The sequence below is a fragment of the Serratia sp. UGAL515B_01 genome, from assembly GCF_033095805.1.
Taxonomy (GTDB): Bacteria; Pseudomonadota; Gammaproteobacteria; order Enterobacterales; family Enterobacteriaceae; genus Chania.
Genome location: NZ_CP109901.1, coordinates 1698965 through 1717218 on the forward strand (window position 1 = coordinate 1698965; position 18254 = coordinate 1717218).

The window sequence follows — 18254 nt, forward strand, 5'->3', positions numbered from 1 at the left end:
GCTTGAACAGATGGTTTGTCTGTTCAAGTCCATTGTCTTGATATATGGGGATTTGGGAACCCTGTGTCGGTAGTTGGTGACTTAAGCGAAAATGGTCATCATATAAGCGGCAAACAAGGCCAAGTGCGCAGTGCCATTTAACACGTTGGTTTTGCCAGTAGAAAAGGAAATGTGGCAAAGCAGCAATACTGTCATCATTACGACTATGTGTGGTGCCTGTAGGCCGAAGATTAACGTCTGGCCAGTTAAGGTGGCAATGATCGTTACCGCCGGTACGGTGAGCGAAATGGTAGCGAGAACAGAACCGAAAAACAGGTTCATTGCGCGTTGCACCTGATTGTTCAGCACGGCTCGGAGTGCCCCTAAACCTTCAGGCGACAGGATTAATAATGCAACCAGGAAACCAGTGAACTGTGCAGGTGCGTTCAGTCTGGTGAGTAACCCCTCAAGTGGGTTGGCGTTAAATTTGGTTACAGCAATAACTGCCACGAGGTGTATGATCAACCAGCCTGCGTGCCGCAGACTGCTATGCGAAGAGGGTTTACCGTGATGCGAGTCACCGTCATCATCTTCGTGTTCGTACACGAATAGACTCTGGTGAGTTTTGGTTTGGATCAGCAGAAACACGCCGTACATCGCTGCCGATATTGCTGCAACCAGCAGTGACTGGCCGACGCTGAAGTTGCCCCCTGGCAAGGCGCTTGGCAATACCAACACGATCACCGACAGGGGGAAAATCGCCATCAGATACTGTTTGATGCCGCCAAGATTAACGAATTGCGTGGCAAATTTTCGTCCGCCGAGCAACAATGCGAATCCCACCAGACCTGCGGTCACAATCATGATGATCGAATACAGCGTATCACGCATCAGTGCCGGGGCCGCGTCGCCTGTTGCCATTAGAGCTGAGATCAGGCTGACTTCAAGGATCACCACAGACAGGCTGAGGATGAGTGAACCATAGGGTTCACCTAACCTATGTGCGAGTACGTCGGCATGGCGTACCACGCTGAAAGCGCTGCTGAGAATACCCACCAAAGCTAAAATGTTAATACCGATAATCAATAGAAAATTGCTGGTTGAGCCCCAAAGATTAAGAATAACCAGTGCTGCAATGGGGAAAATGAGCGAATACTCAGTATGGCGGGATTTGGTTCGGCCAGGATCGTTGTGCGACTTCATTGTGGAAAATCTCCTTCTAAACTGCGTGGTCCCGTCATCGCTGCCCCGATAAACGTGGGCAACATATCCAGAGTGTTTGTTAATAATATAGGATATCCCTGTCTTGTTAGACATGAGAATGGTGTGGCGCTATTTTAACCGTAGAAAGCAAAACGTTGTTTTATGCGACAAGGATAACAAAAAAAACGGTATTTAATGCTGTTTTTTTCTTATTTTCATATTGCTGGATGATATTTAATAGTCAAGCGGTCATAAAACCGCTTTATACTGTTATTGTCTCTATAAATTAATAGGATATGATTTTTTCAGGAGTCAATATTATCCATTATTTCATGCCTTTTATTGTGGTAACTCTCTTCATTTACTCCCTCACGCCAGTATGGCACGGCATAAAGCTGGTTACGATCGCAATGTAGCTCGCGGCGTAGATAGCGCCTTAACTCGACCACCAGACGATCTTCACCTGCTAACCAGAAGTAGGTACCGTTTTGTGAGCGCTGTAGTGAGCAGAACTGAGAGATAAGTTCTTTGGTCTTCTCTGTGCTACCGATGATCCAGTCTAATTCAAAACCTATGGGCCTCTGCAAATCAAGCACATCTGATGGGGTATCGACACGGATAAACGCATGCCCTTTATGGTGTGCTGGCAGGTTTTCCAATAGAGCGGCAATTGCAGGTAGAGAAGAAGGATCACCAGCCATACAGTAAAAATGAGCTTCTGGCAGCATAGGCTTGGGACCACCAGGGTTACTGATACCAATTTTGTCACCCGCTTTAGCCTTACGAGCAAACTCTACCGCCGGGCCGCTGTGATCGTGCAAAGCAAACTCAATATCAATCTCCCCCAACTCTGGCCTGATGGCGCGGATAGAATAGGTACGAATGAACGGGCGTATGGCGTTGGTGGCCCAGATCGGGCCATTCTCGCTCAGGGTAGGTAAGTCTGGTTGCGTTTGCCCCTCACGCGGCAGAAAAATCTTTATATGGGCGGCAGCGGTTTCAGCCGGGTAGTAATGTAGGTCGGGTGCCCTAAATGTAATGCGGCGTAGATGTGGGGTGATGTCGTACAGGTTGGCGACTTCGATCAGATAAGGCGCACGGTTTTGTGAGGTTTTGGTCATCACGGAATTCTCCTTTGTTATTCGCAGTGAGTATATCACGCCATATGATAATGAGAATTGTTTGATGTTAATTGTGTTATGCTAGTCGTCGCGTTCTTGGCCACGTCCTCAATTGCGTGTGAACACCTCTGTGGCTGTGCTGATTGTTCGCGGGAAAAGCAGATGCTATAAGATTTGAACGGCAATAGGCATGTTTATTGGTATAAGGCCAAGGCTGGAAGCTTGATCGCAACTCAAGAACAGAATATGGTCACTTATCGAGTGGGAAATTAATAAGATAAATACGCTTTCATATTAATAAATAGACTCTAAATACGATGAATATTATACATACTAAAGCACAGATAATTCGTAGTATAATGAGTGCTGAATTATGAATACACAGTGGCAAAGAGATTGGGAATAATCCCAATTTTCAGGAGGTTGTAGTAGGTGTTAACTCGAGAATTTCTGCAAAAAGCAGATTGTAAAACTGCATTTGGCACAATTGAGGAGTCGTTATTACTGACTCCGGAACAACGTGCAGCATCATTAGCATCTACACTAGCAAAACGTCCTGATAATAGCCCTGTATGGATTTTCGGTTATGGCTCTTTGATGTGGAATCCGGTATTTGAATCTGAAGAAGTGCGTCCTGCAACCTTGCAAGGCTGGCATCGAGCTTTTTGTCTGCGCTTGACCGTTGGGCGAGGAACACTGAATCAACCGGGGCGTATGCTTGCCTTGCAAGAAGGTGGCCAAACTACAGGTCTGGCTTTTCGCTTGCCGGAAAATACGTTGTGTGAAGAACTAGAGCTACTGTGGAAACGGGAAATGATCACCGATTGTTATTTACCAACCTGGTGTGACTTGGCCCTGGGAGACGGTAACGTTGTGACCGCACTGGTGTTTGTAATGAATCCACAGCATCCGTTGTTTGAGGCTGATACTCGTCATCAGGTGATTGCTCCGCTGATCGCCAGTGCTAGCGGTCCGTTAGGGTCAAACGCTCAATATCTGTTTGCATTGAATGATGAACTGCAGAACTACGGAATGAAAGATGACTGTATAGGTGAGCTGGTCAAGTATGTGCATGAATGGTTGCAACAAGATAAATCGGGCTCTTTTAGTGATGAGGCGATAGCCTGAGACCCTAAGACCCTAAATGATGCGTGGTGTTTCCGCAAACGGCACGCTTTATTTTAACGTTCGGTTTATACTTATTGCCTATATCTAATAACTCTTAGCGGTGAAACCCATTACTCTTATATAAATTAATGTTATTTAACAGTGTGATTTTTATAGTTTATCTAAATATTTTTTATTTTAGCATGATTTGTTGGCAATTAAAAAAGCATTTAGTATTAAAAGCTATAAGCTAAGACAATTTCTTATTTGTTCATCCTGAACAGACTTCGTATCAATATCGTTAATACTATTGAGCGAATAGAGGGCAGAATGAACTTTCAACAACTAAAAATCATTCGTGAATCGGCACGTTGCAACTACAACTTGACTGAAGTGGCTAACGCTTTATTTACCTCACAGTCTGGTGTCAGCCGTCATATTCGAGAGTTAGAAGAAGAGCTTGGTATAGAGATATTTATCCGTAGAGGGAAAAGGTTATTGGGTATGACTGAACCGGGTAAAGAACTGTTGCTGGTTGCCGAGCGTATCCTCAATGATGCTAATAATATGCGTCGCCTTGCCGATGTTTTTAGCAACAACGACACAGGCCAACTGCATATTGCAACCACCCATACTCAGGCTCGTTACAGTCTGCCAGGGGTAATTAAAGAGTTTCGTGCTTTATATCCGAGGGTGCGTTTAGTACTGAATCAGGGTAACCCGGAAGAGATTGCGGCAATGCTGGTATCGGGAGAGGCGGACATAGGCATAGCCAGCGAGCGGTTGATAAATGAGGGCGCCCTGACCGCATTCCCTTATTATCGTTGGCATCACGCCATCTTAGTGCCAGAAGGGCATGAACTCATGCATCAGCCTGTGATAACGCTGGAAATGCTAAGTACGTTGCCATTGATAACCTATCGGCAAGGGATCACTGGGAGATCTCGGGTGGATGACGCATTTAAGGTAGCAGGGTTGACGCCGGATATTGCGTTGAGCGCACAGGATTCTGATGTCATAAAAACCTACGTTGCTTTAGGATTGGGGGTGGGAATAGTGGCAGATATTTCTTTTGAACCTGAATGTGACCGTGGGCTGGTTTACCTGAACGCTGAGCATTTGTTTGAGCCAAATACCGTTTGGCTTGGGCTGAAACGCAGCCAATTACAGCGAAATTACACTTGGAAGTTTATCCAGTTATGTAACCCAGTCCTGTCGCTGGCGGAAATTAAGGAGAAAGTGTTTTCTGCTCAGTTAGAGCAGGTATTCGATTACCAGATTTGAGCCTAAAACCCTTTATATCATCTTTCACGTCAGCATTAAGATTCAACGCTAGTCAATTTGCATCGATTCATTAAGGCGCATAACGGGTTAGCCGCTATGCGCTGGTGCTTAAATAAAAACAGCCTGAAGGTTATGCTGGTTTCATCCCGGCAGCCCCCATCAGCAGGCGGAACAACGAAGCAACCAAGAATAGCCCAAAGACGCTGGCACTCCAGATAATGATCAACCAGCCGACGCGTTTCCACCAGGGAGTAACAGGGGATTTATCTTTCATTGTTTTTCCATCATCAGTGATAACCGTGTTCGTGATTCACCTTGCCGCGAAATACGTAGTAACTCCAGAAGGTGTAAACCAGAATTATCGGGATAATAAACAGTGCGCCTATTAGCATAAAACCTAAGCTTTGCGGTGGTGCCGCAGCTTGCCACAAGGTAATACTTGGTGGGATCAATAATGGCCAGATGCTGATCCCAAGGCCAGTAAGGCCAAGGAACACCAGCAGCAACGTCAAAAGAAACGGCGAGTAATGGGCTTTATGCCGTATACCGTGCCAGATCCCCCATGCACTGAGTAAGACCAACAGCGGCACGGGCATCAGCCAGAAAAAATTTGGCAGGCTGAACCAGCGAGTGGCAATCCTTTCGTGAGCAATCGGGGTCCACAAGCTGATCACCAGCAAGATCAGTAACAGAGTCACCAGAAGTGGGATGGCTAGACGATACATTCTTGCCTGTAGGTTACCTTCCGTTTTCATCACCAGCCATGTACAGCCTAGCAATGCATAAGTCACCACAAGACCTATTCCACAAAACAAGGCAAACGGCGTTAACCAGTCGAGTGCACCGCCTGCATAGGTGCGCCCTTCAACCGGGAAACCGTTAAGAATTGCCCCCACAACGATGCCTTGACTGAAGGTGGCAAAAATAGAACCCCAGATGAAAGCCTTGTCCCAGATATGACGCTTTTCCTCTTTAGCTTTAAAACGAAACTCAAATGCTACGCCACGAAAGATCAGGCCGAACAGCATTATGGTGAGAGGGATAACCAGTGCGTCAAGGATCACCGAATAAGCCAGTGGGAAAGCGCCAAACAGAGATGCACCGCCGAGTACCAGCCAGGTTTCATTACCATCCCAAACTGGTGCGACTGTGTTCATCATCACATCGCGGTCGCGGCTGTCTTTTACCCACGGAAAAAGGATGCCAATACCCAAATCAAAGCCATCCATCACCACATACATCATGGTGCTGAACACGATGATCACAAACCAGATCAGCGGAAGATCGATACCCATGTTCAGCTCCTATCGTCCAGGTCTTCTTTAACCGCCGAAAGCGGCCGTGAAGGACGCCCTTCGACACTTTTCTCTTCACCCTCATTCTCTTGTGGCCCTTTACGGATAAGCCGCATCATGTAAGAAAAACCGACACCAAACACTGAGCAGTAGATCACAATAAATGCTAACAGGCTGATACTCATCTGCAGTTCGCCATGGGCAGAAACGGCATCTTTGGTGCGCAGTAGTCCATACACTACCCAAGGTTGGCGTCCAATTTCAGTGGTAAACCACCCTGCCAGTATCGCTAGTATACCCGACGGCCCCATCCACAGAACGAAATGGAGGAAAGGTCTGGAATCATAAAGCCGTCCACGCCAACGCAACCATAGGCTCCAGAAACCTGCCACGATCATCAAAATACCCAGTGCTACCATGATGCGGAATGTCCAGAACACCACGGTGGAGTTAGGCCGATCTTCTGGCGGAAATGATTTCAATGCTGGTACCTGCTCGGTAAGGCTGTGGGTTAAGATCAGGCTACCAAGCTTAGGGATTTCGAGTTTAAAACGTGTTTCTTCACGCTGCATATCAGGCCAACCAAACAGGATCAACGGAGTGGCTTCCCCCGGTTTGTTCTCCCAGTGGCCTTCCATTGCAGCGATTTTAGCTGGTTGATATTTCAGTGTGTTCAGGCCGTGAATATCACCAAGAATCGCTTGAATAGGGGCGACGATCAATGCCATCCACATCGCCATCGATAGCATCTTGCGCATTGCCTGTGTATCTCGGCCACGCAGCAGGTGCCAAGCTGCCGATGCACCAATAAAGAAAGCTGATGATAAAAACGCCGCAGTGGTCATGTGCAACAGGCGGTAAGGGAATGAGGGATTGAACACCACTTGCAGCCAACTAACCGGAACGGCAATACCGTTAACGATTTCATGACCCTGTGGTGTCTGCATCCAACTGTTGGAAGATAGGATCCAGAATGTGGAAACCAGCGTCCCGAGTGCCACCATGCAGGTAGCGAAGAAATGCAAGCCCGGGCCGACCCGGTTCCAACCGAAGAGCATCACTCCCAAGAAACCCGCTTCCAGGAAAAACGCAGTCAGTACTTCATAGGCGAGCAACGGCCCGGTAATACTGCCGGCAAACTGGGAGAAAAAACTCCAGTTGGTACCAAACTGAAAGGACATCACCAGGCCAGAAACGACTCCCATACCGAAATTGACCGCAAAAATCTTTGACCAGAAGTGGTACAGGTCGCGGTAAGTCTGGTTGCCCGTTTTCAGCCATAGACCCTCCAGCACCGCCAAGTAGCTGGCAAGACCAATGGTGATAGCTGGAAAGATGATGTGAAAAGAGACTGTGAAGGCGAATTGAACTCTCGCCAGTTCTAACGCGCTAAGGCCTAACATAGCGCCCCCCAATTTTTGTTCATAAATCAACCTTTCAAGTATAGCGTTAATTTTCCAACTCGATGCTTGGCCTTAAGTAGAGCACGACGTACAGTAACTATAATAGTGACAGTTATTTACCTTCTATCTATAACAGTTAGGCCAACATGACCAAATATGAACAACTCGCACAACAAATTCGTGAACAAATCGAAAACCGGGTATGGCGTGCAGGAGACAAACTTCCTTCATTACGTGAGAGTGGCAAAAGATCCGGTTTAAGCTTGATGACGGTGGTGCAGTCATACCAGTTGCTGGAAAGTCAGGGCTGGATCGTTGCACGGCCCCAGTCGGGTTATTATGTAACCGCTCGTCCGCAGGCATTGCCGCAGGCTAGGCGAAATGAGGATCTGCTGTTGAGCGAGCAGGTTGATATCAACGCCTTTATCTTTGATGTATTGCAGGCAAGTAAAGATCCTACCATCGTGCCTTTTGGTTCAGCCTTTCCTGATGCTGCCTTGTTTATGCAGCCAAAACTTGCCAGTGCCTTGAGCAGCGTGGCTCGTAAATTCACCCCGCACAGTTCTCTCGCTAACTTGCCGCCGGGAAATGATGCTTTACGTCGCCACATTGCTCAGCGTTATGCATTAAGCGGTATGCAGGTCGGACCGGATGAAATTGTGATCACAGCGGGTGCGATGGAGTCACTGAGTCTCAGCCTACAGGCGGTAACACAGCAAGGGGATTATGTGGCAATAGAGTCCCCTGCATTTTATGGCGCTTTACAGACACTGGAACGTCTACGTTTGAAAGCAGTAGCTATCGCGACTCATCCTCAGTATGGCATTGATCTGGATTCTTTACAGCAGGCACTGGAACAATACCCGATTAAAGCCTGTTGGCTGATGACGCACTTTCAGAATCCACTAGGGGCTTCTCTGCCAGAAGCAAATAAGCAACGCTTAGTGGCAATACTGCATGAACGTCAGGTTTCGTTAATTGAAGATGATGTGTATGGTGAGCTCTATTTCAGCGCAGAACGGCCGCTACCGGCCAAAGCGTTGGACCACGTTGGGCAGATCTTACATTGTTCGTCTTTTTCCAAGTGTTTGGCGCCAGGGTTCCGCGTTGGTTGGGTGGCGGCAGGACGTTACGCGCCACAGGTGCAACGCTTGCAATTGATGAGCACGGTGTCAACCAGTGTTCCGATGCAAATGGCGATTGCCGATTATCTACTGCACGGTGGTTATGATATTCACCTGCGCCGTTTGCGGCGAGTATTGTCTCAGCGTCAGAGTGCGATGCGTCAGGCTATCGCTAATCACTTTCCACCCAGTGTGAAGGTTAGTCGGCCGGATGGCGGTTATTTTCTGTGGATTGAGCTGGTTACGACGCAATCATCGCTGGAGCTTTACCAACATGCGCTTGCAAAAGGTATCAGCATTGCACCTGGAAGGATGTTTACCATCGGTAACCATTTCAACCACTGCTTCCGCTTGAATGCCTCTTTTGAGTGGAATGATCGTCTAGAAGAGGCCATCAAGACATTGGCCAAACTGATTCGCTCATTGCCTTAATGGGTAAATAACCCCGTACTTAGAAAAGATACCTTACCACCTATATCTTGTTAATCGAAGTAATGCCTCGTATTAGTGCATTCAAGCGCACAACTTTGGTGCGAAAACGGGAAAAGAAATCAGGTTAATACAAAATATTGTTGCGAGCATGATCAACAGTCAGAAGAATTATCTGACTGAATAGGATTTCGCTGCCGATGAGGATTTTGAACCATATTTTTCCAATCATTCATTATCAATGCATAAAATTTGCATAAAAATTCAATTTAAGCCTTTGTTTTAACAGCAAAAATTAAAAAAATATCGCTAAATCAGATTATGGCACGCAAGCTGCTCTACACTATTTATCAAGTGATATAAATTTTAACTATTTATCAACATTTATCACCCATTCAACGGCGTATCATGCAGCATATGTAATGAAAGACTGATTTTATGTAACATATTTGTTTATTAATAGGTGATGGTAAGACGAATTATCGTCTTTTGAGAAAGCACCAGATAAAACGGTTTTTTGCTTGGTTTAAAGCATGCAGCGCTGGAACGGTCTTAACAATCCAAATTCAGCCTTTGCTAATGCAATGAGGTCATTATGGAACAGCCAATCGCAGTTACACGCCAATCTTTCGATGAATGGATGATCCCGGTGTACGCACCGGCTGATTTTGTTCTCGTGCGTGGGGAAGGGTCTCAAGTGTGGGATCAACAAGGTAAATCCTATATCGATTTTGCAGGTGGCATTGCCGTCAATGCTCTGGGGCATGGACATCCACAGGTAAAAGCAGCGCTGATTGAACAGGCAGGCAAGCTCTGGCATTTGGGGAATGGGTATACCAACGAACCTGTATTACGCCTGGCAAAACAGCTGATTGATGCCACCTTTGCCGACAAGGCATTTTTCTGCAACTCGGGTGCAGAAGCCAATGAAGCTGCGTTGAAACTGGCGCGCAAATACGCGTTGGATACGCATGGCAGTGAAAAGAATCAGATTGTCGCTTTTAACAACTCTTTTCATGGGCGTACGCTGTTCACTGTTACAGCCGGTGGCCAACCCAAGTATTCCCAAGACTTTGCACCATTACCTGCTGGGATTTTTCACTCACCGTTCAACGATCTTGCAGCGGCAGCTGAAGCGATTACCGATCGTACTTGTGCGGTGATCGTGGAACCGATTCAAGGTGAGGGGGGCGTATTGCCTGCTGACCCACATTTTCTACAAGGGCTGAGAGAGCTTTGCGATCGCCACGGCGCGCTACTGATCTTTGATGAGGTGCAAACCGGCATGGGACGTACGGGTTATCTGTATGCCTACATGAAATATGGTGTAGTGCCAGATGTCCTGACAACGGCCAAAGCGCTGGGGGGAGGTTTTCCGATTGGTGCCATGATCACTACCGACAAACTAGCGAAAACATTAGGTATAGGTACTCATGGCACGACATACGGTGGTAACCCGTTAGCAACGGCAGTTGCTGGCACGGTATTGTCATTGATCAATACGCCACAGGTGCTAGAAGGCGTTAAGCAGCGTCATCAATGGTTCATCGACGGATTGAACAGCATTAGGCTGGAGTACCCGATCTTTAATGAGATCCGTGGCGGCGGTTTGTTAATCGGCTGTGTGCTCAATAAGGAATATGCGGGCAAGGCAAAGCAAATTATCCAACTGGCCAATGATGAAGGTGTCATTGCCCTAATCGCGGGCCCGGATGTCGTGCGCTTTACGCCTTCTTTGATCATCCCTGAACAGGATGTTAAAGAAGGACTGGCACGATTCGCGCGTGCTGTAGCACGGATCTGTCACTAGATTGCACGCTTAAGCCGATGACTCGCGAGGTTCGCATTATGATGATTATTCGTCCTATTGAGCGCCGTGATTTAGTTGACTTGCTGACACTCGCCGGTAAATCCGGTATCGGTCTCACTTCCTTGCCGCAGAACGAAGATGTTTTGTCGGCACGCATTGAGCGGGCGTTAAAAACTAGGCAAGGCGAACTTCAGAAAAGCGAACAATGCTATCTGTTTGTCATGGAGGATACTGAGCGCCAACAGGTTATTGGTGTGAGTGCGATAGAAGTTGCGGTCGGTTTGACCGAACCTTGGTACAGTTTCCGCGTAGGAACCCAGGTTCATGCTTCAAAGCAACTGAACGTGTATAAATCTATACCGACGCTATTTTTGAGTAACGATCATACTGGTCATTCTGAGTTATGTACGTTATTTCTCGATCCAGAATACCGTCATAATGAGAATGGAAAACTGTTGTCCAAAGTCCGTTTTCTGTTTATCGCCGCCTTTCGTAACTACTTCTCCCGTAAGATCATTGCGGAAATGCGTGGATTTTCTGATGAAAATGGGCGTTCACCATTCTGGGAAAGTGTGGGTCGTCACTTTTTCTCTATTGAATTCGCCAAGGCGGATTATCTCAGTGGTACCGGACAAAAGGCATTTATTGCGGAGTTGATGCCAAAACATCCGTTATATGTTGATTTTCTCGCACCCGATGCTCAGAAGGTGATCGGCGAAGTTCATCCGCAAACGGCACCTGCGCGTAAGCTTTTAGAGGCTGAAGGGCTGCGCTACCAGGGATATGTCGATATCTTCGATGGCGGGCCCACTCTGGAAGCCGAAATTGATGAAATCCGAGCAGTGAAAGACAGCAGATTAGTGAAAGTGGTGCTGGATGACGCACCAGTGGACAACGCTGCCCCGGTACACCTGGTAGCTAACGACAATTATCAGAACTATCGCGCACTGTTGGTACATGCAGAATTGCATGATGACCGTCTGCGTATCAACACAGAGACGGCGGCGGCGTTAGGCGTCGAGCAGGGCAGTCTGGTTCGGGTAATCAGGCTTATGGCTCAGGAGAAAATATAATGTCATATCGTGCATTGTTAATTAATGGTGTCTGGTGTGAAGGGCGAGGGCCTGAATTTAGTAAAACCGATCCGGTTGATGGTCAACCTTTGTGGCGAGCTAATGCTGCCAACATTGCTGATGTTGTGGCTGCCTGCGGATCGGCACGCGCTGCTTTTGGTGCTTGGGCACGGGCGCCGTTTGAACAACGCGAACAGTTAGTTAAACGCTTTGCCCTTTTGCTTGAAGAAAACAAACAGTCGATGGCTGAGACGATCAGCCGCGAAACCAGCAAACCACGCTGGGAAACGTTGACGGAAGTTCAGGCCATGATTGCTAAAGTAGGGATCTCTCTTCAGGCTTATCAGGCCAGAACGGGAGTGACTGAAAATACTCTGGCGGACGGTGTTTCGGTACTGCGCCATAGGCCACACGGCGTACTAGCCGTGTTTGGTCCGTACAATTTTCCTGGTCACTTACCTAATGGTCATATTGTTCCAGCCCTATTGGCAGGGAATACGGTGGTGTTTAAACCCAGTGAACTGACACCGCTAACGGCGGAAGTTACGCTGAAACTCTGGCTACAGGCAGGTTTGCCCAATGGGGTAATCAATCTGATACAAGGTGGGCGTGAAACCGGTGAGGCGCTGGCGACGAGTTCGGATATTGATGGGTTACTGTTCACTGGCAGTGCGAGTACCGGTTACCAACTGCACCGACAGTTGGCCGGGCAGCCAGAAAAGATCCTGGCGCTGGAAATGGGCGGCAACAATGCACTGATCGTTGAGCAGATCGAAGACTGCGACGCGGCCGTAAATTTAGCGATCCAATCCGCCTTTATCTCCGCTGGTCAACGTTGTACCTGCGCCCGCCGTATCTTAGTTAAGCGTGGGAAAGACGGGGATGCGTTTATTGCTCGTTTGGTTGAGGTAGCAGCTGCTTTGCGTATTGGCCGTTGGGATGCCGAACCGCAACCGTATATGGGCGGAGTGATTTCCCCCGCAGCGGCAGAAAAAATGCTGGTGGCCCAACAGCATCTGCTGACATTAGGAGGTAAAGCCCTGCTGACTATGCGGCAGTTAGAGAGCGGTAGCGCCTTAATAAGCGCCGGTATTATCGATATTACCGATGTGGTCGGCGTACCCGATGAAGAGTATTTTGGTCCACTGACGACCATCACTCGCTACGATAACTTTGAACAGGCTCTGCGCATTGCTAACAACACCCGCTATGGGCTGTCTGTGGGCCTAGTTTCACCGCAACGAGAGCAATTCGAGCAACTGCTATTGGAAGCGCGAGCCGGGATTGTCAACTGGAATAAGCCGTTGACCGGTGCGTCTAGCGCTGCACCATTTGGTGGGGTTGGGGCGTCGGGTAACCATCGTCCAAGTGCGTACTATGCAGCAGATTATTGTGCGTGGCCAATGGCATCACTAGAGAGTGCCTGTTTGACTATGCCTGCCAGCTTATCTCCAGGTTTATCGTTTAATAAATAGGGCAATGGGCTGGGTGGGCCCAGCCGATAGGAGAGAAACATGCCGGGGTATGAAGTTAACTTCGATGGTCTGGTCGGTCTGACCCATCACTATGCAGGACTATCGTTTGGTAATGAGGCATCAACACAACATCGTAATTGCGTATCGAACCCTAAATTGGCGGCCAAACAAGGTTTGCTTAAGATGAAAGTGCTAGCAGATATGGGGTTTCAGCAAGGAGTATTACCGCCGCAAGAGCGCCCTCATGTTCCCATGCTGCGTAGGTTGGGTTTTAGTGGTACAGATGAGCAGATACTGGCGCAAGCGCTACAAACTTCTCCCCACCTGCTTTCAGCCCTTGGTTCCGCTTCATCAATGTGGACTGCCAATGCGGCAACGGTCTCACCCTCGGCAGACAGCGCCGATGGTAAAGTGCATTTCACCGCTGCGAATCTGAATAACAAATTTCACCGAGCGATAGAAGCAGAAACGACCTCTGCAATATTGCGTGCAATTTTTGCTGATGAACAGCATTTCACTCATCACGCAGCTTTGCCGCAGGTTGCACTGTTTGGTGATGAGGGCGCCGCTAATCACAATCGCTTGGGGGGGGATTATGCTAAACGAGGCGTGCAGGTTTTTGTCTATGGCAGGCAGGTGTTTGGTGGTGACACTGAACCTACACGCTACCCAGCTCGCCAGACCCGCGAGGCGAGTGAGGCTGTCGCGCGTTTGCATCAATTAAGTGAGCACCAGACAGTGTTTCTGCAACAAAATCCTGCGGTGATTGATCAAGGTGTCTTTCATAATGATGTGATAGCCGTCAGTAATCAGCAGGTACTATTCCACCATCAGCAGGCGTTTTTGCATCAACAGAATGGACTGGAGCAACTCCGCCGCAAGATGGCATCATTGGAGACGGAACTGGTAACAATCGAAGTACCAACTTCTCGCGTCAGCGTAGCTGATGCAGTTGCAACCTATCTTTTCAACAGCCAGATCCTGACCAAACCGAATGGCAAAATGATGATTGTCGTTCCAGATGAATCTCTTCAACATCAAAGCGTTTGGCACTATCTTTCTGAAATGGTCGAAAACCCAGGCCCGATTGATGAAATTAAGGTATTCGATTTGCGGGAAAGTATGCGCAATGGCGGTGGCCCGGCTTGCCTGCGTTTACGTGTTGCGATGAATGAGAATGAATTAAGAGCAGTGAATCCACGGGTAATGATGAATGATACATTGTTCACTACCCTGAATGACTGGGTTGATCGTTATTACCGGGACCGCCTGACGCAGAACGATCTCGCCGATCCGCAGTTGCTACGTGAAGGCCGGGAAGCATTGGATGCACTGACATCAATTCTTGGGTTAGGTAATATTTACCCTTTCCAACAGTAGCTGGGGGAAGCATGAGGGATCTATTGGCGCTGACGCTGGCAGGGAGGATGCCTGTAAATACTCGCGGAGAAAACGCGATTCTTGGCTGGCAGTGGCTAGAGGAAGGGGTGTTGGAACTCAATCCGCACTCTGGTTATCGGCAAGCGGTAGTACTGTCTGCCGGTATCCATGGTAATGAAACCGCGCCTATTGAGCTGCTTAACCAACTGGTCACTGAAGTACTTGATGGTGTGAGACCATTGGCGGTACGTTTGCTGGTCGTGTTAGGCAATCCGACCGCGATGCGTGCAGATAAACGCTATCTGGCAAGCGATATGAACCGAATGTTTGGCGGGCGCTATAGTCAGTTCTCTCCTAGCGGGGAAACGGTACGCGTCCAACTGTTGGAACAGGTTATTCGCAATTTCTTTGACGGGGAATGTGCGGCACGTTTTCATTTTGATCTACATACGGCGATCCGCGAATCACGTTTGCCACGCTTTGCTCTATTACCCTACCAGCAGCAGCCATACAGTAATGATATGTTAGTACTGTTAGATGCCGCAGAGTTGGATGCTATCGTGATACACCGTGCACCTGGCGGAACGTTCAGCCATTTTTCCAGCGAACAAGTGAAAGCGGCAAGTTGTACTCTTGAGCTGGGTAAAGCGCGCCCGTTTGGTCAAAATGATTTACAGCAATTTGCAAGTATTTATCGCGCGTTGCAAGCATTGGTCAGTGCACAGCCTTTGCCGGAACGCGAGCAGGAACAGCAACCGATACGCGTGTTCCGCGTGGAACAATCATTAATCAAGCGTAGCGAAGCATTCAAACTCTATCTGAGCGGCGATACTGCGAATTTCACTGTTTTGCCGCAAGGGACTTTATTGTGTGAACAACCGGGTGAAACTTACCGTGTACAGCATGAAGAAGAGTGGGTGCTGTTTCCCAATCCTAATGTTGCTCTTGGACTACGGGCTGGCATGATGTTGACAGAGGTACCGCGTAGCACTTTGTTCGAATAATGTTCTATGGTTTTCTGCTGGATTAGTTCCCTTTAGCCAGCGGATGAGACTTTCTTAAAGCTTTGCCAGGAGTTAGTAATGCATGTGGTCATTTTAGGGAGTGGTGTGGTCGGCGTGGCGAGCGCTTGGTATTTGGCGAAAGCGGGCCATGAAGTGACGGTTATTGATCGTCAACCAGGGCCTGCGCTTGAAACCAGTGCCGCTAATGCTGGCCAGATTTCACCAGGTTATGCGGCACCTTGGGCGGCGCCAGGTGTACCATTAAAAGCCATTAAATGGATGTTTCAACAACATGCGCCGTTAGCGATCCGCCCCGATGGCAGCTGCTTCCAGTTACGTTGGATGTGGCAAATGCTAAAAAACTGTGACATTGCCCATTATATGGTCAATAAAGGCCGTATGGTACGTTTGGCCGAATACAGCCGCGATTGTTTAAAGGCTTTACGTGAGGAAACCGGCATTCAGTATGAAGGTCGTCAAGGGGGGACGTTACAATTATTCCGAACCCGCCAGCAGTTTGAAAGTGCCTCAAAGGATATCGCCGTGTTGCAGGATGCAGGGGTACCTTACAAGCTGTTGGAGTCCAGCCAATTGGCAACTGTTGAGCCAGCACTTGCGCAAGTTGCGCACAAATTGACTGGTGGACTGCAGTTACCGAACGATGAAACAGGGGATTGTCAGTTGTTCACTCAGCAGTTGGCTAAGTTGGCACAGCAGGCTGGGGTCAATTTCCTGTTTGATCGTAAAGTTGATTGCCTGCAGGTAGATGGCGAAAAGATTACCGGTGTACAATGTAGCGGGGAAGTGATCAGGGGCGACAGCTATGTCGTCACATTAGGCTCCTATTCTACCGCATTGCTGCGCGGTTTAGTCTCTATACCGGTGTATCCACTTAAGGGCTATTCACTAACTATCCCAATCGTTGATGAAGCTGCCGCACCATTTTCAACCGTATTGGACGAAACTTTTAAAATCGCTATTACTCGTTTCGAACAACGAATTCGTGTTGGTGGTATGGCTGAAATCGTTGGTTTCAATACTCAGCTGGAGCAGAAGCGCCGTAAGACACTGGAAATGGTGGTACATGACCTTTATCCAAACGCTGGCCGGATAGCGGAAGGAACATTCTGGACTGGGCTTCGTCCGATGACGCCTGATGGTACGCCGATCGTTGGCCCTACGCAGGTTAAGAATCTCTATTTGAATACTGGACATGGTACGTTAGGTTGGACAATGGCTTGTGGTTCTGGCCAATTACTCGCAGATTTAATTTCAGGAATTAGGCCAGCTATCCCTTCTGACGATCTGGCTGTGGCGCGTTATGGTGCGAACTTCAACTAAGAGTCAGAACATTTTCCTTAACGACGAATATTAAGAGCATTAACAGATGTCGTACCGGACATCTACCCCGTTTTAAGGCGAGGAAAAACCATTAGGGAACTTATCCCCCGAATGCCAGTCTGTAGTCATTGAGTCCGTTCTGTACCCATATAAAGAGTCAATGTGCATGGTGGTAACTTATTGATATGAAAAACTATAGTGGAATAACTAATCTACTGCTTACATGCACATTATTGACTTATCTTCTGTTGCCTCCAACATTGGCGACCTATATTTTTGAATGGCTTAATCTGAATCCCTTTAACATTGTTAAAGGATGGCATTTTAATCCATTCTCTGCTGATCGTGGAATACCCTTCTATCAGACGTTTCTTTATCTGTTATCTATGTGGATTATTCTAAATATTGCCATGTGGGGAATAATCTTATTGCTATTTCGGCTGTATCGAGTCTACCTGTCTCACCATAAATGATTAAGCAAACTTTCTTCCTGAAACGGTTTTTTATCTAAGCAATGAAATCTGTTTTTTCCCTATACAACGGACTAATTCCTAGGCAGTTAGGAGGCTGCGTTGATTTTACACAGATAAAATAAAGAAGTGAAAATCACGCACTTATTAAAATTAATTATAAATAGTTCTTGCTTATAAATGACGAATATGAGTAAATAGCATCATCGGTTTGTAGCCAAACCTTATGAAAGCAGTTTTAGTAAAGTTGTTCTAAGTATTAGTGATATCATCTAGATACCCCTTCTTCCGCGAATCTTTTTCTTTAGCGCCACATAAGTTTTCACTGAAAGCAGACCTCTTTCGCCATTGTGGCGGCCAAAAATTAATGAAGGAAGTATCTATGTCTAATAAAATGACTGGTTTAGTAAAATGGTTTGACGCTGGTAAAGGTTTTGGTTTTATTTCCCCTGCTGATGGTAGTAAAGATGTGTTTGTACATTTCTCTGCTATCCAAGGTAATGATTATAAAACTCTTGATGAAGGCCAAAAAGTTGAGTTCACCATTGAAAATGGTGCAAAAGGCCCATCAGCAGCTAACGTTATTGCAATATAATATTTATTAGTTGCAGGCCATGTGGTTAGACCTTGCAGTAGCGATGATGGTATAGACCGGAGCAGACAAGTAATAATCCACATGCTTAATCCCGGCTGGTTCCGGGATTAAGTTTTTCTTTTTCTTGCTAATTAAATTTTAAATTATTAAGTATTTGAACA

Annotated in this window: 15 protein-coding genes; 10 read left to right on the forward strand and 5 right to left on the reverse strand. The window is 47.4% G+C overall.

The genetic code is table 11. The annotated features are described in order from the left end of the window. Positions 1-81 precede the first annotated feature (81 nt). Both chaA and OK023_RS07855 read right to left on the reverse strand, forming a co-directional pair. Positions 82-1182, reverse strand: coding sequence for a sodium-potassium/proton antiporter ChaA (chaA, locus tag OK023_RS07850; RefSeq protein WP_317696646.1), 1101 nt, complete (start codon positions 1180-1182; stop codon positions 82-84). Positions 1183-1487: 305 nt separating this feature from the next. Further along, positions 1488-2303 (reverse strand): siderophore-interacting protein, encoded by an 816-nt coding sequence (locus OK023_RS07855; protein ID WP_317697561.1) that lies wholly within the window; start codon positions 2301-2303, stop codon positions 1488-1490. Between the two features lie 432 nt (positions 2304-2735). On the opposite strand from OK023_RS07855, the gene OK023_RS07860 reads away from it, so the two are divergent. Both OK023_RS07860 and cbl read left to right on the forward strand, forming a co-directional pair. After that, positions 2736-3431 carry a gamma-glutamylcyclotransferase gene (locus OK023_RS07860; protein ID WP_317696648.1) on the forward strand — a complete coding sequence of 232 codons (696 nt, stop codon included), beginning with the start codon at positions 2736-2738 and terminating at the stop codon, positions 3429-3431. Between the two features lie 309 nt (positions 3432-3740). Next, positions 3741-4694 carry an HTH-type transcriptional regulator Cbl gene (gene cbl, locus OK023_RS07865; protein WP_317696650.1) on the forward strand — a complete coding sequence of 318 codons (954 nt, stop codon included), beginning with the start codon at positions 3741-3743 and terminating at the stop codon, positions 4692-4694. A 130-nt stretch (positions 4695-4824) separates the two neighbouring features. On the opposite strand, the gene OK023_RS07870 is transcribed toward cbl, so the two are convergent. Genes OK023_RS07870 through OK023_RS07880 form a run of 3 tightly spaced genes read right to left on the reverse strand, consistent with a single transcriptional unit; the run spans position 4825 to position 7392 of the window. After that, on the reverse strand, positions 4825-4968 hold the full coding sequence (locus OK023_RS07870) for a DUF2474 domain-containing protein (protein WP_317696653.1): 144 nt from the start codon (positions 4966-4968) through the stop codon (positions 4825-4827). Between the two features lie 13 nt (positions 4969-4981). After that, a complete protein-coding gene (gene cydB / locus OK023_RS07875) occupies positions 4982-5989 on the reverse strand; it encodes a cytochrome d ubiquinol oxidase subunit II (RefSeq protein ID WP_317696655.1) in 1008 nt (335 codons plus the stop codon). Between the two features lie 2 nt (positions 5990-5991). Next, complete coding sequence (locus OK023_RS07880; protein ID WP_317696658.1) at positions 5992-7392, reverse strand: cytochrome ubiquinol oxidase subunit I; 1401 nt, start codon at positions 7390-7392, stop codon at positions 5992-5994. 146 nt (positions 7393-7538) lie between these two features. Here OK023_RS07880 and OK023_RS07885 point away from each other — a divergent pair, with 146 nt between their 5' ends. The 8 genes from OK023_RS07885 to cspA all read left to right on the forward strand — a co-directional run bounded on the left by OK023_RS07885 (position 7539) and on the right by cspA (position 18093). Further along, positions 7539-8948 (forward strand): PLP-dependent aminotransferase family protein, encoded by a 1410-nt coding sequence (locus OK023_RS07885; protein WP_317696659.1) that lies wholly within the window; start codon positions 7539-7541, stop codon positions 8946-8948. 592 nt (positions 8949-9540) lie between these two features. Continuing rightward, the gene (locus tag OK023_RS07890; protein ID WP_317696661.1) at positions 9541-10755 is read left to right on the forward strand and encodes an aspartate aminotransferase family protein; all 1215 of its coding nucleotides are present in this window, start codon (positions 9541-9543) and stop codon (positions 10753-10755) included. Positions 10756-10793: 38 nt separating this feature from the next. Beyond that, complete coding sequence (gene astA, locus OK023_RS07895) at positions 10794-11828, forward strand: arginine N-succinyltransferase (RefSeq protein WP_317696663.1); 1035 nt, start codon at positions 10794-10796, stop codon at positions 11826-11828. After that, positions 11828-13303 (forward strand): succinylglutamate-semialdehyde dehydrogenase, encoded by a 1476-nt coding sequence (astD, locus tag OK023_RS07900; RefSeq protein ID WP_317696664.1) that lies wholly within the window; start codon positions 11828-11830, stop codon positions 13301-13303. The genes astA and astD overlap by 1 nt, the downstream gene beginning before the upstream one ends. A 39-nt stretch (positions 13304-13342) precedes the next feature. Next, entirely contained in the window at positions 13343-14683 is a 1341-nt protein-coding gene (gene astB, locus OK023_RS07905; RefSeq protein WP_317696666.1) for an N-succinylarginine dihydrolase, read from the forward strand. 11 nt (positions 14684-14694) lie between these two features. Continuing rightward, positions 14695-15687, forward strand: a complete 993-nt coding sequence (gene astE / locus OK023_RS07910; protein ID WP_317696668.1) for a succinylglutamate desuccinylase — start codon at positions 14695-14697, stop codon at positions 15685-15687. A gap of 78 nt (positions 15688-15765) precedes the next feature. Next, positions 15766-17028: a D-amino acid dehydrogenase gene (locus OK023_RS07915; protein ID WP_317696670.1), complete on the forward strand. Its 1263-nt coding sequence runs from the start codon at positions 15766-15768 to the stop codon at positions 17026-17028. Between the two features lie 852 nt (positions 17029-17880). Further along, positions 17881-18093 (forward strand): RNA chaperone/antiterminator CspA, encoded by a 213-nt coding sequence (cspA, locus tag OK023_RS07920; protein ID WP_317696673.1) that lies wholly within the window; start codon positions 17881-17883, stop codon positions 18091-18093. Positions 18094-18254 lie beyond the last annotated feature (161 nt).

Bases quoted from the DNA above. Each gene is read 5' to 3' on its own strand.
- chaA (WP_317696646.1), bottom strand. From the start codon at position 1,182: ATGAAGTCGCACAACGATCCTGGCCGAACCAAATCCCGCCATACTGAG.
- OK023_RS07855 (WP_317697561.1), bottom strand. From the start codon at position 2,303: ATGACCAAAACCTCACAAAACCGTGCGCCTTATCTGATCGAAGTCGCC.
- cbl (WP_317696650.1), top strand. From the start codon at position 3,741: ATGAACTTTCAACAACTAAAAATCATTCGTGAATCGGCACGTTGCAAC.
- OK023_RS07870 (WP_317696653.1), bottom strand. From the start codon at position 4,968: ATGAAAGATAAATCCCCTGTTACTCCCTGGTGGAAACGCGTCGGCTGG.
- cydB (WP_317696655.1), bottom strand. From the start codon at position 5,989: ATGGGTATCGATCTTCCGCTGATCTGGTTTGTGATCATCGTGTTCAGC.
- OK023_RS07880 (WP_317696658.1), bottom strand. From the start codon at position 7,392: ATGTTAGGCCTTAGCGCGTTAGAACTGGCGAGAGTTCAATTCGCCTTC.
- OK023_RS07885 (WP_317696659.1), top strand. From the start codon at position 7,539: ATGACCAAATATGAACAACTCGCACAACAAATTCGTGAACAAATCGAA.
- OK023_RS07890 (WP_317696661.1), top strand. From the start codon at position 9,541: ATGGAACAGCCAATCGCAGTTACACGCCAATCTTTCGATGAATGGATG.
- astA (WP_317696663.1), top strand. From the start codon at position 10,794: ATGATGATTATTCGTCCTATTGAGCGCCGTGATTTAGTTGACTTGCTG.
- astD (WP_317696664.1), top strand. From the start codon at position 11,828: ATGTCATATCGTGCATTGTTAATTAATGGTGTCTGGTGTGAAGGGCGA.
- astB (WP_317696666.1), top strand. From the start codon at position 13,343: ATGCCGGGGTATGAAGTTAACTTCGATGGTCTGGTCGGTCTGACCCAT.
- astE (WP_317696668.1), top strand. From the start codon at position 14,695: ATGAGGGATCTATTGGCGCTGACGCTGGCAGGGAGGATGCCTGTAAAT.
- OK023_RS07915 (WP_317696670.1), top strand. From the start codon at position 15,766: ATGCATGTGGTCATTTTAGGGAGTGGTGTGGTCGGCGTGGCGAGCGCT.
- cspA (WP_317696673.1), top strand. From the start codon at position 17,881: ATGTCTAATAAAATGACTGGTTTAGTAAAATGGTTTGACGCTGGTAAA.